The sequence below is a fragment of the Luteimicrobium subarcticum genome (assembly GCF_002798015.1).
GTDB lineage: Bacteria > Actinomycetota > Actinomycetes > Actinomycetales > Cellulomonadaceae > Luteimicrobium > Luteimicrobium subarcticum.
On record NZ_PGTZ01000013.1, the window covers coordinates 1 to 12,238 of the forward strand.

The following is a 12,238-nucleotide window of genomic DNA, read 5'->3' on the forward strand; positions in this document are numbered from 1 at the left end:
ACACCCATTCACTGCAGGCCACCCCCGACCCCGGGGGTGGCCTGCGGCATATCCAGAACCCTTCACCGCCGCGCCGCCCGTCCACCGAGCCGCGCACGCGGTAACCTCGGAGCCCTGTTGCGCCGGCACCGGCGCGATCGTCCGTCCGCTCGCGTCATCTCGAGGAGCCCACGATGCCGACCCGTACGGGCCTGGCCCCTTCGACCCGCACGTTGCTCAGCCTCGCGGCGGCGATCGTCGTCCTGGCGGGAGTCCACGAAGCGCGTGGTGTGCTGGCGCCGCTGTTCCTCGCCGCCGTCCTCGTGATCATCGCGCACCCCGTGCGCAAGCCGTTGGTGCGTCGCGGCTGGCCCGGCTGGCTCGCGACGTCGGTCGTGGTCGCGATCGTCTACGCCATCCTCGCTGCCCTCGCCGCGATGCTCACGTTCGCCGGCGTGAAGTTCGGTGAGCTGGTGCAGCAGTACCTCTCGGATCTCCAGTCGACGGCGAACGACGTCGTCGCGCGGCTCAACGACCTCGGGCTGCAGACGTCCGGGTCGGACGCCGTGACGCAGTGGCTCGAGCCGTCCAAGCTCCTGTCCCTCGCGACGAGCATCAGCGGCACGCTGGTCGGCATCGCGTCCACGCTCTTCGTCATCTGCGCCTACGCGATCTTCATGGCGGCCGACGGCGCACGCTACGAGCAGGCCCGGGACCTGTTCGGCGACACGCGTGGCCCGATCATCGATCGGACGGAGGCGTTCAACGGGGGTGTGCGCCGGTACTTCGTCGTGAGTGCCACGTTCGGTGGCATCGTCGCGATCATCGACGGCCTCGCCCTGTGGGCACTCGGCGTCCCGGCCCCGGCCGTGTGGGCGATCCTCGCGTTCGTCACGAACTTCATCCCGAACATCGGCTTCGTGCTCGGCCTGATCCCGCCGGCCGTGCTGGCGCTCGTCGTCGGCGGATGGCCGCTGATGCTGGTCGTCATCGGCGTCTACTGCGTCGTCAACGTGGTGCTGCAGGTGCTCGTCCAGCCCAAGTTCGTGGCCGACGCCGTCAACATCAGCCTCACGCTGAGCTTCGTCTCCGTGCTGTTCTGGACGTTCATCATCGGTCCGCTCGGTGCGATCCTCGCCATCCCGCTGACGCTCCTCCTGCGCGCCTTCGTCCTCGAGGGCGACCCCGACACGAGGTGGCTGCGCTGGCTCTCCGGCGACACGGAGGCCGCTCCTCGGCCCGCCGTGCCGGCCGCGAAGGACGCGGACGACGACGAGGCGGACGCGCCGCAGCCTGCCTGACGGCCGGGGGCCCGCCCCACCTCGCGTCCGACGTGACGCGCGTCGCACGCGCTCGTCGTGCGGAGAGACCCGTGGTGCGGCGACGATGGACGGACGACGGCGGCGCCCGTTCCGGGTGAGACCTGCCTTCGGTCGGCTCTCGGGAGGACGCGACGCGCATGGCTGCACTGCTGTATCGGCTAGGACGGTTCTCTGCGCGCCGGTACGTGGTGGTGCTCGTCACCTGGCTCGTCGCACTGGTCGTCGCGGGCGGGGCGTACCTGGCGTTCGGCGGGACGATCACCACGGCCATCACCATCCCCGGGACGGCGACGCAGAAGGTCACCGACGACCTCGCGACGACGTTCCCCGAGGCGAGCGGCGGCTCGGGGACGGTCGTCTTCGCGACCCAGGACGGCGCGGCGTTGACCTCGGAGCAGCAGAGGGACGTCTCCGCTGTGCTCGAGAAGGTTGCGAAGGTCGACGGGGTGAAAGCCGTCAGCGACCCCTTCCAGGTCGAGGCGCAGCGCGAGAAGCAGACGGACCAGCTCACGCAGGGCGCGCAGCAGGTCGACGACGGGAAGGCGAAGCTGGCCGCCGCCCAGGACCAGGTCGACGCCGGGCAGAAGCAGCTCGACGCCGCGGTCGCGCAGGCGAAGACCACCGGCACGTACTCGCAGGCGAAGCCGCAGCTCGACGCCCAGCAGAAGGCGCTCGACGAGAAGCAGTCGCAGCTCGACGAGCAGACGAAGAAGCTCGAGGCGCAGAGTGCGCAGGTGTCCGACGGGCAGGCGCTCGCGGAGGCGGCAGCGGGCGTCCGGACGGTGTCGAAGGACGGTAGCGCGGCGCTCGCGACCGTGCAGTTCGACCAGTCGACCCTCGACGTCCCGCAGTCCGTCAAGGACGACGTCGAGGCGGCCGTGACCGACAACCCGGTGGACGGCGTCGACTCGCTCGTGGGCAACGACATCGCGCAGACCGTCCCCAAGATCCTCGGCATCGGCGAGGTCGTGGGACTCGTCATCGCGGCCATCGTCCTGTTCGTGATGCTCGGGACGTTCGTCGGGGCCGGCCTCCCGCTGCTCAACGCGGTCCTCGGCGTCCTCGTCGCGTCCGCAGCGTCGCTCGCCTTCTCGGGCGTCGTCGACTTCATCTCGGTGACGCCCGTCCTGGGCGTGATGCTCGGCCTGGCGGTCGGGATCGACTACTCGCTGTTCATCCTCAACCGGCACCGCCGGCAGCTCAAGCAGGGCATGGACGTCCACGAGTCGATCGGTCTCGCCAACGGGACGTCGGGCAACGCGGTCGTGTTCGCCGGCTCGACCGTGGTCGTCGCACTCCTCGCGCTCAACATCACGGGCATCCCGTTCCTCGGGCTCATGGGAACCGTCGCCGCGGTGGCGGTCGTCGTCGCGATCCTCGTCGCCGTGACCGTGACGCCCGCGATGCTCGGGCTGCTGGGCCAGCGCATCCTGAGCCGCAAGGAGCGCGCGGCGGCGGCCGTGTCCGACGTGCCGACGCCGCGGTCGGGGACGGCCGCTGCCGACGCGCCGATGTCGACCGTCCGGGCGGTCGTGACGCTCGTGCTCGGCGTGCTGCTGCTCGGAGTCGTGGCGATACCCGCGACGTCCATGCGGCTCGGCCTGCCCGACGGGTCCTCCGAGGACACCGGGACCACGCAGTACCAGGCCTACAAGACCGTCGAGGCGGAGTTCGGCGCGGGGCAGAACGGCCCGCTGCTCGTCGTCGCGACGCTGCCCGACGCGCCCGCGGACGACGCCGCGCTGCTGTCGGTGCAGGTGGGCGTCGCGCAGGAGGTCACCGCGCAGGGCGACGTGGCGGGGGTCGCCCCCGTCGGGACGTCGTCCGACCGGACCACGCTCGTGTTCCAGGTGATCCCCGAGGGCGGGCCGAACAGCGAGTCCACGGAGCAGCTCGTCAAGGACCTGCGCGCCCTGTCGCCCGTCCAGGTCGACGGGCGGGACGTCACCCTCGGTGTGGCCGGGAACGCCAGCGCCAACATCGACGTGTCCGAGAAGCTCGCGGACGTGCTGCCGCTCTACCTGGCGGTCGTGGTGGGGTTGTCGCTGCTGATCCTCATCCTGGTGTTCCGGTCGCTGCTCGTGCCGCTCACCGCGACCGTCGGGTTCGTGCTGTCGGTGCTCGCCTCGTTCGGCGGCATCACCGCGATCTACCAGTGGGGCTGGCTCGGGTCGGTGTTCGGGGTGCACGACCCCGCACCGATCCTCAGCTTCCTGCCGATCATCGAGATCGGGATCCTGTTCGGCCTCGCGATGGACTACCAGCTCTTCCTGGTGTCCGGCATGCGTGAGGCGTACGCGCACGGGGCCGAGCCGCGGCTCGCGGTGCAGCGCGGGTTCCGGGCCGGGCGACCCGTCGTCACGGCGGCGGCGATCATCATGATCTCCGTGTTCGGCGGGTTCATCTTCTCCGACGAGGCGATGATCCGGCCGATCGGGTTCGGCCTCGCGTTCGGTGTGCTCGTCGACGCGTTCGTCGTCCGGATGATGCTCATCCCCGCCGTCATGCACCTCATGGGTGGTGCGGCGTGGTGGCTGCCGCGCTGGCTCGACCGGCTGCTGCCCGACGTCGACGTCGAGGGGGCGCAGCTCGAGCGCTCGCACCCGGTGCCCGGCGAGCCGGGGACGCCGGCCGACGACGACCAGGTCCCGGTGCGCTGACCCGCGTGGGCGCCGGTCCGCGATTCGGAAACGTCGTGCACAAATCCGGCCACATCGCCTAGGGTCCCCAGAACGGCGCGCCGCCCGGCACGCCCGGGGGAGGGATGCGCCGTGACCGGACGGACGGACGAGCAGGCGGCGGACGCGACGGGCACGCCGGGCCGGCGGCCGGGTCGCGTCGCGCGGGCGGGGGCGTCGTTCCGCGCGGGCGTCGGGAGGTGGGCGGCCATCGTGCGGCTCCTCCCGCAGGCCGGTGCACCGCTCGTCGCCGGCGGTCTGGTGCTCGCCGTGGTGCTCGGGCTCCTTCCGCTGCTGCTGATCGTGCTGCTGGGCCGCGTCCTGTTCCTGCTGCCCGACGTCGCCGCCGGCGGCGCGTCCGACGAGCTCGTCCGCACATTTGTCGCCGCCGTCGTCGTGCTGGTGGCCCAGCAGGCGCTCGCGCCCTTCCAGACGGGGGTCGTCGAGGTCGTCGCGCGCCGCGTCGACGAGCACTGCGTCGACCGTCTGCTCACCGCGACCCTGCGGGACGCGCCCCTGGCGACGCTGGACGACGCAGCCGCGCTCGACCTCCTCGCGGACGCCCGCGCGGCGTTCGCCCGCCACAACCTGAGCCCGGGGGACGCGGTGGCCGCGATCCTCCCGCTCGTGTCGCGCTACGTGCAGCTCCTCGGGGCCGCGGTGCTGGTCGGTGTCGTCGTGTCGCCCGTCACCGGGGCGCTGATCCTCGCCACCGCGGTCGTGGTGCGCTACGGGAACCGGCGGGGCCTGCGCCGGTTCGGCGAGATGTGGGGCTCCTTCGCGGCGTCCCGCCGCAGCACCGGCTACCTGCGGGACCTCGCGACCACGGGCGTCGTCACCAAGGAGGTGCGCCTGCTCGGGCTGCTCGACTGGCTGCGCGAACGGCTCCGGGCCGAGACCCTCGAGCACCTGCGGCCCCTGTGGACCGGACGGCGCCGCATCCTGTTCTGGCCGTTCGTCGGGTACGCGGTCGTGGCGCTCGCGGGGGGCGGCGCGGTGCTCGTCCTCGTCGCGGTCGACGCCGGCTCGGGCGGTCTCGACCTCTTCGCGCTCGGGGTGGCGCTCCAGGCGCTCCTCATCCCGATGCGGTTCGGCGTGTACTTCCCCGACGCGGACGTCCAGACCCAGTACGGGATGCTGTCGCACGACGCGCTGGTGTCGTTCGAGGAGAGCGCGCTGCGGGCCGGTGGCGAGGCTGGAGGAGCCCGGGCGGGTGCGGCCGCGGGAGGCGCTGCGGGAGGGGACGCCGGCGCGGGCGGGTGCCCCGAGACCTTCGGCGTGGTCCGGTTCGAGGACGTGTCCTTCCGGTACTCCGACGACGGCCCGTGGGTGCTGCGCCACCTCGACCTCGAGCTCGTCGCCGGGCGGTCCACCGCGATCGTCGGGCTCAACGGCGCCGGCAAGTCCACCCTCGTCAAGCTGCTCGCGCGCCTCTACGCGCCCACTGAGGGACGCATCACCGTCGACGGTGTCGACGTCACGGCGTACGCGTCCGCGGACTGGCACCGGCGGCTCGCCCTGATCTTCCAGGACTACGTGCGGCTCGAGCTGCCCGCCGCCGACAACGTGGGCTGGGGCGCACCGCACCTGCACGACGACCCCGAGGCGCTCGCGGCCGCGGTCGACGCGGCCGTCCGTGCCGCGGGGGCCGACGTCGTCGTCGACCGGCTGCCCGACGGCATGCGCACCACGCTCGCGTCCGGGTACCCGGGCGGGCAGGACCTGTCCGGCGGGCAGTGGCAGCGCGTCGCCCTGGCCCGCGCGCTGCTCGCCGTCGGGGCGGGCGCGCGGGTGCTCGTCCTCGACGAGCCGACCGCGCAGCTCGACGTCCGCGCCGAGGCGGAGTTCTTCGACCGGTTCCTCGCGCCAGGGGCCGTCGGGGACGGCGTGACCAGCGTCGTCATCTCGCACCGGTTCTCGACCGTCCGACCGGCGGACCGCATCGTCGTGCTCGAGCACGGTCGGGTCGTCGAGCAGGGCGACCACGACGAGCTCGTCGCCCTCGGCGGACGGTACGCCGAGCTGTTCGAGCTGCAGGCCAGCCGGTTCCGGGTCGCTCCCGACGCCGGCCCCGCTCCTGTCAGCGATGCCGCCCTGACGAGCGGAGGATCCCGATGAGGCCCGTCCTGACCGCTGCCACGTTCCTGCTCGGGCACGCGTGGCGCACCGACCGGCGCCGGCTGGTCGTCGCGTCCGCCCTCATGACGGTGGGGTACCTCGCCGCGCCGTTCGTCGGCGTCGTGCTCGCGCTGTTCACGGGTGCGGCGCTCGACACCGACACGACGCGCGCGGTCGTCCTGGCTCTCGTGCTCGTCGCGCTGCTCGTCGCCGAGCTCATGCTCGGGCACTTCGCCCACCTGTCGTACTTCGAGGTCGGTGAGCTCCAGGCGATGAACCTCACCGACGACATCGCGCGGATCGTGCACGGCGGCGACATCGCGCGCCTCGACGACCCCGGGTTCACGCAACGGGTCACGACCGTGACCGAGGCGGTGGTGCGGATCCGGGGTGCGCTCGAGTCGACGCTGATGCTCGCGGGCATGGTGCTCCAGGTCGCGGTGACGACCGTCATCCTCGGGGTCGTCGAGCCCTGGTTGCTGCTGCTCCCGGTCGCCGCGGTGCCGCCGGTGCTGCTCGCCCAGCGGGCGCAGCGCGTCCTGGACGCCGCCCGCGAGGACTCCGCGGCCGACATCCGGCTCTCTCGACACCTCGTCACCGTGGGGACGTCCGGGTCGTCCGCAAAGGAGATCCGGCTGTTCGGCGCCCGCCACCTGCTCGCGGCCCGGCACCACGAGGTGTGGGCGCGCACCACGGGCGTCGTGTGGTCGGCGCACCGGCGGTCCGCGCTGCTCCGCGCCGCCGGTCAGGTGTGGTTCGCGCTCGCGTACGCCGCCGCGGTGCTCGTCGTGGTGCACAGCGCGGCGTCCGGGACGGCGGCCATCGGGCAGGTCGTCCTCGTCGTGACGCTCGCGATCCAGGTGAGCGTGCAGGTGTCGAGCGCGATCGGGCTCCTGGGCACGCTGCAGGGGGCCGGGCGCGTCGTCGAGCACGTCAAGGAGATGCGGGGCGAGCTGGCGGGCGCCACAGATCCCGGTGCGGAGGGCGCGGCCGTCCCGGTGCGCCTCGGCGTCGGGATCCGGCTCGAGGAGGTGACGTTCGCGTACCCCGGTGCCGCGCGGCCCGTGCTCGACGGCGTCACGCTCGACCTGCCTGCCGGTGCGACCGTCGCGCTGGTGGGCGACAACGGCGCCGGCAAGTCGACCCTCGTCAAGCTGCTCTGCGGCCTCTACCGGCCCACGTCCGGACGGATCCTCGTCGACGGGGTGGACCTCGCCGACGTCGCGCCCGCGGACTGGCACGCCCGCGTCACGACGCTCTTCCAGGACTTCGCGCGCCTCCAGCTCGCGGTGCGTGACAACGTCGGAGTCGGTGACCTCGCCCGCCTCGACGACGACGACGCGCTGGGGCGGGCGCTCGACGACGCGCGGGCGCGACCGATCGTCGAGCGGCTCCCGGACGGCCTCGACCAGGTGCTCGGGCACGACTACCGCGACGGGGTCGACCTGTCGGGCGGTCAGTGGCAGACGCTCGGCCTCGCGCGCACGCTGCTGCGGCCGGACCCGCTGCTGCTCGTCCTCGACGAGCCCGCGTCGGCGCTCGACGCGACCACCGAGCACGCCCTGTTCGAGCGGTTCACGGCGTCGGCAGAGCGCGCCGGGGCGCTCGCGGGCGGCGTCACGCTGTTCGTGTCGCACCGGTTCTCGACCGTGCGGGACGCCGACCGGATCGTCGTGCTCGACGGCGGCCGCGTCCGCGAGCAGGGCACGCACGACGAGCTCGTCGCCGCGCCCGACCTGTACGCCGAGCTGTTCGCGCTGCAGGCGGACGCCTACCGCTGACGGCCGGGGAGTTCCGGTCCAGTGTCACCGGGACCCCCTGTGCCGGACATATCCCTTCTGTGGGGCGCTTGTGAGGGGGCGTCCGTCGACCACGGAACGGAGCGGCGATGACATCACCACCATCGGTCGAACAGGCGCGAGAACGCCTCGACCGGCTCTACCGGGACCACGCGCCGGCGGTCTACCGCTGCGCCCGGACCCGGCTCGCACCCCATGACGCCGAGGACGTCGTGTGCGAGGTCTTCACGGTCGCATGGCGGCGCATCGACGTCGTGCCCGAGCACGAGCTGGGGTGGCTGCTGCGGACCACGCGGCACGTCATGTCCAACCACGTGCGGGCCGGGCTCCGGCGCAGGGCGCTCGCCGTCAGGGTCGCGACCACCCAGGACCACGACGTCCAGGACGCGTCGGGAGACGTCGTCGCGCTGGACACCGTCGACCGGGTGCTCGCCGGCCTCCCGTCGCGGGACCAGGAGGTGTTGCGGCTGCTCGTCGTCGAAGACCTCTCGATCCCCGAGCTCGCGGCCGCGCTCGGATGCCGGCCGAACACCGCGTCGGTGCGCGTCCGGCGGGCGAAGGAGCGGCTGGCCCGCGTCTATGCGGAACGCCAGGGTGCGGCCACGAGCACGCGGCCGCAGCGCGGCGGAGCGGCGCAGGCAGGGAGCGGGACGAGTGTCCCGACGCAGGAGAGCAAGGGCGCGACCGCGCCGCGATCGCAGGCAGGCGGGTTCGCCAGGACCCGGGAACAGGGGATGACGGCATGAGCCAGAACGACCCGTTGGAGCAGCTGCGCGCCGCGGCGCGACCGGCGCACGACCACCTCGACCTCGACGGCGGCCTCGCGCGGCTGCACCGCACGACGGAGGGTACGGCGCCCGGCGCAGGCACCCGCCGGCGGCGGCGGACCGCCACGGTGGGAGCCCTCGGGGTGGCGGGCGTGGCCGCCGTCGCCGCGGCGGGGATGCTCGTGTCGGGCGGCGTCCCGGCCGACGGGGGCGCCGCGCCGGCAGCAGCCGGCGCGGGGGACACGGTGACTCCGGCACCGGTCACGGGGACGTCGGCGGCGACGGCGGGTGCGGGGTCGCCGGGGGACTCCGCACCCGACGTGCCGCGCGCCAACGCCGCGGCGGTGGCGTACATCGCGGGTGCTCGAGAGGCGACCGAGAGCAAAGACCTCACGGGATGGGTGCTGACGACGAAGCACACCGCGTGGTTCAAGGAGGCAGGCGAGCCTCGTGAGCTGTCCATTCGTGCCGAAGGCGTCAGCACGGTCGACGGACGGTTCACGATGTCGCACTACGACGACGACGACCACACGTGGGAGTACCACATCGCCGACCCGGGGAGCGAGGTCGACATGACCTACTCGTACGTCAACAAGGTCGCGAAGACCTACACGTCCTTCCCCTGGCAGGTCGGGGGTCCCGAGGACGACGTCGACACGGTGCCGAGCCAGGAGCGGGAGCACCTCGCGTCGACCACCAACGAGCTCGCGAGCACCGAGACGCTCGCGGCAGCAGAGGGCGTGGAGGCCTCGTCACCCTACGAGAAGACCGTCAGCGGGAAGTCGGCCACGTGCATCGACCTGTCGGGGAACGACGGCCGGGTCTACGCGGGCGACGAGTACGTCCCAGGGTCCGACTACGACGACATCCTGGCGTGGTCGGAGACGGTGTGCTTCGACCCGGCCCTGCACCTCCCGGTGTTCAAGAAGAGCTACGAGAAGATGCGCTCCGCGGTCGGGGGGAGTCCGACCGAGATCTGGTCGACCCTTCACACGAGCTGGTACGCGCCCGGTGCCGAGGCCGACGCTCTCGCCGCGCTCCCCGACCTGTCCGGCTACGAGCGTCTTCCTGAGAAGACGTACCGCACGCGCTACCTGGGGCACTGACCGCGGGACTCGGAAGGGCCGGCCGCGGGCGCGACGACGCGTCCGCGGCCGGCCCTTCCGGTCAGACGAACGACGTGGCGAGCCAGGCGGCGACGGCGGCCAGCACGAGCAGCACGACGTTGAACCCGATGACCTTGGCCTCGTCGCGCCGGAGGTGGACGACGATCGCGCCGACCTGGACGAGGACGAACCCGACCGCCGCGACGAGCGCGAGGACCGGTGCGACGTCGAGCAGCGGCGGGAGGATCAGGCCCAGGGCACCGAGCAGCTCGACGGCGCCGATGAGCCGCACGGCCGGCATCGGCGTGGTCTCGACCCACTGCATCATCGGTGCGAGCTGCTCGCGGGACCGGGTGAGCTTCATCGCGCCGGAGTAGAGGTAGAGGGCGGCGAGGAGACCGGCGACGATCCAGTAGGCGACGTGCATAGGGGTTCCTGTCCGGGACGGATGACACATGGTGCGTCACCGCACGATCTGTGCGGAACCACATCGTGCGTCAGAATCAAGGAGCCTACAAAAGGCACACGCGTGTTCGTCCCCGACACGCGTGTCCGCGCACCGGAGGAGAGCCGTGTCCGACTACGAGCGCAGCTGCACCATCCGTGGCGACGACGGCGCGGCCGTCCGGTCCGTCCTCGACCGTGTCGCCGACAAGTGGACGCTGCTGGTCGTCGTGACGCTCGAGCCCGGCGTCATGCGGTACAGCGAGCTCCAGCGGCACATCCCCGGGATCTCGCAGCGCATGCTCTCCCTCACGCTCAAGCACCTCGAGCGCGACGGGCTCGTGACCCGGACCGTGCACGCGGAGGTCCCGCCGCGCGTCGAGTACGAGCTCACGGACGTCGGACGCAGTCTCATCGGACCGGCTGTCGCGCTCGCGGACTGGGCGATCCGCCACAACCCGGCGATCGAGGCGAGCCGCGCGGAGCACGAGGCGCGCGCGGCCCGCTGACCGGTGGGCCGCCGACGTATCGGCAGACGGCACTCTGACACGCGGGCGCTCCGACACGCCGATGACCGTGACCGCGGCCTCCTTGAATGCTTACGGACCTGTAAGTACCTTGTCGCTCGACGCACCTCGACGATGAGGAGTACTGCATGCGCAAGCACCGCGTGATCGGCGCCATCGGGGCGCTCGGCACGACGATCGCCCTGGTCGCAGCCCCTGCGGCCACCAGCAGCGCCCACGGACGCGGCCAGCACCGGCCGGACCACGACATCAGGACCGGCGCGACCTTCACGCTCGACGGGACCGTCCTCGACGGCGGCGAGCAGGTCACGTCCGTCACACTCGACACGCGCGACGTGCCGGGGATCCGCAGCGCGCGGCCCGCCGCGAGCACGTTCACGGTCCACGCCGTCGGACGCGTGCCCGCGGGCATCGACACCGGCGGTCAGGCGACCGTCGCCTACGACGTCGACCGGACCGTGACGGGGGTGACCGTCCTTCCCGACGGTCGCACCCGCCTCGATCTGCTGTCGGGCAACGGGGTCGCGGGCGCGGGCACGCTCGACTACCTGTCCGCGCCGGGACGCAACGTCCTCATGGACCTGCAGTACACGGTGACGCAGACCGCACCCGTCGCGCTCGCCCCGGGCCGCACGCTGACGCTCACCGGGCTGCGCCAGACCCGGCTCGTCGACCCCGAGGTCGACGCGTTCCGCAGCGGCACGTCCGCGAGCGGGCTCAAGTACCGCCTGTACGCGCCCGACCACGTCCGCGGCGACCGTCCCCTGATCGTGTGGTTGCACGGCAACGGCGAGGGCGGGCTCCCCGACGCGTACGGCAACGAGGCGCAGCTCCGGGCCAACCGCGGCGCGCTCGGCTTCGCGACCGCCGAGGCACAGAAGGCCTTCGGCGGCGCGTACGTGGTCGCACCCGAGGTCCCGGGCACCTGGTACGACGCCGACACGGCGGGGTACCGGGCGAGGCTCAAGGCGCTCGTCGACGAGCTCGGCCGGCGCTACGACGTCGACACGAGCCGGATCCACCTCGCGGGCGCGTCCGCCGGCGGGCTCATGGCGGTCGAGCTCGGCGCCGCCTACCCGACGACGTTCGCGTCGCTCGTCGCCGCGTCGCCCGCGCTGTACCTCTTCCGGACCGGGGCGTACCTCACGACCGCGGACGAGGTGTCGCGGCTCTCGAGCACCCCGAGCTGGTTCGTCCAGTCCCGCGACGACGCCACGGTCCCGTACGACAGGGCGAGCGTCTGGGCGCACGACCTCCTGCCGGGCTCGCAGCTCACGCTCTACGACACGGTCACCTGGGACGGACAGACCTACCCGGGCCACTGGTCGTGGATCTACCTCGCGCACGACGACCCCCGCACCGCGCAGGGCGTCCCCGTGTGGACGTGGATGAGCCAGCAGCACCGCAGCACCTCCCGGCCCACCGGCCACGGCGGGCACGGCGTCCACCGCTGACAACCCCGACCCGAGTGCACGGACGGACCGGCGCGCACGCCGGT

9 protein-coding genes are annotated in these 12,238 nt (G+C 72.8%); 8 read left to right on the forward strand and 1 reads right to left on the reverse strand.

Going from position 1 to position 12,238, the window contains the following annotated elements; translation table 11 throughout:
* Positions 1–173: 173 nt before the first annotated feature.
* The 6 genes from CLV34_RS15115 (at position 174) to CLV34_RS15140 (ending at position 9,769) form a co-directional block, all read left to right on the forward strand.
* Entirely contained in the window at positions 174–1,280 is a 1,107-nt protein-coding gene (locus tag CLV34_RS15115; protein WP_100351153.1) for an AI-2E family transporter, read from the forward strand.
* 158 nt (positions 1,281–1,438) lie between these two features.
* Complete coding sequence (locus CLV34_RS15120; protein WP_100351154.1) at positions 1,439–3,961, forward strand: MMPL family transporter; 2,523 nt, start codon at positions 1,439–1,441, stop codon at positions 3,959–3,961.
* 111 nt (positions 3,962–4,072) lie between these two features.
* Positions 4,073–6,097 (forward strand): ATP-binding cassette domain-containing protein, encoded by a 2,025-nt coding sequence (locus CLV34_RS15125; RefSeq protein WP_211289482.1) that lies wholly within the window; start codon positions 4,073–4,075, stop codon positions 6,095–6,097.
* A complete protein-coding gene (locus CLV34_RS15130) occupies positions 6,094–7,878 on the forward strand; it encodes an ABC transporter ATP-binding protein (RefSeq protein WP_100351155.1) in 1,785 nt (594 codons plus the stop codon). The genes CLV34_RS15125 and CLV34_RS15130 overlap by 4 nt, the downstream gene beginning before the upstream one ends.
* Before the next feature lie 107 nt (positions 7,879–7,985).
* The gene (locus CLV34_RS15135; RefSeq protein ID WP_100351156.1) at positions 7,986–8,642 is read left to right on the forward strand and encodes an RNA polymerase sigma factor; all 657 of its coding nucleotides are present in this window, start codon (positions 7,986–7,988) and stop codon (positions 8,640–8,642) included.
* Positions 8,639–9,769, forward strand: a complete 1,131-nt coding sequence (locus tag CLV34_RS15140; protein ID WP_100351157.1) for a hypothetical protein — start codon at positions 8,639–8,641, stop codon at positions 9,767–9,769. Before CLV34_RS15135 ends, CLV34_RS15140 begins: the two co-directional genes overlap by 4 nt.
* Positions 9,770–9,830: 61 nt before the next feature.
* On the opposite strand, the gene CLV34_RS15145 is transcribed toward CLV34_RS15140, so the two are convergent.
* On the reverse strand, positions 9,831–10,196 hold the full coding sequence (locus CLV34_RS15145) for a DoxX family protein (protein ID WP_100351158.1): 366 nt from the start codon (positions 10,194–10,196) through the stop codon (positions 9,831–9,833).
* Positions 10,197–10,341: 145 nt separating this feature from the next.
* Between CLV34_RS15145 and CLV34_RS15150 the strand changes: the two genes are divergently transcribed.
* Both CLV34_RS15150 and CLV34_RS15155 read left to right on the forward strand, forming a co-directional pair.
* Complete coding sequence (locus CLV34_RS15150) at positions 10,342–10,722, forward strand: winged helix-turn-helix transcriptional regulator (protein ID WP_100351159.1); 381 nt, start codon at positions 10,342–10,344, stop codon at positions 10,720–10,722.
* Between the two features lie 146 nt (positions 10,723–10,868).
* Positions 10,869–12,194 carry a carboxylesterase family protein gene (locus CLV34_RS15155; RefSeq protein ID WP_100351160.1) on the forward strand — a complete coding sequence of 442 codons (1,326 nt, stop codon included), beginning with the start codon at positions 10,869–10,871 and terminating at the stop codon, positions 12,192–12,194.
* Positions 12,195–12,238 lie beyond the last annotated feature (44 nt).

Coding starts and splice junctions, on each gene's coding strand:
- CLV34_RS15115 (WP_100351153.1), top strand. CDS start 174: ATGCCGACCCGTACGGGCCTGGCCCCTTCGACCCGCACGTTGCTCAGC.
- CLV34_RS15120 (WP_100351154.1), top strand. CDS start 1,439: ATGGCTGCACTGCTGTATCGGCTAGGACGGTTCTCTGCGCGCCGGTAC.
- CLV34_RS15130 (WP_100351155.1), top strand. CDS start 6,094: ATGAGGCCCGTCCTGACCGCTGCCACGTTCCTGCTCGGGCACGCGTGG.
- CLV34_RS15135 (WP_100351156.1), top strand. CDS start 7,986: ATGACATCACCACCATCGGTCGAACAGGCGCGAGAACGCCTCGACCGG.
- CLV34_RS15140 (WP_100351157.1), top strand. CDS start 8,639: ATGAGCCAGAACGACCCGTTGGAGCAGCTGCGCGCCGCGGCGCGACCG.
- CLV34_RS15145 (WP_100351158.1), bottom strand. CDS start 10,196: ATGCACGTCGCCTACTGGATCGTCGCCGGTCTCCTCGCCGCCCTCTAC.
- CLV34_RS15155 (WP_100351160.1), top strand. CDS start 10,869: ATGCGCAAGCACCGCGTGATCGGCGCCATCGGGGCGCTCGGCACGACG.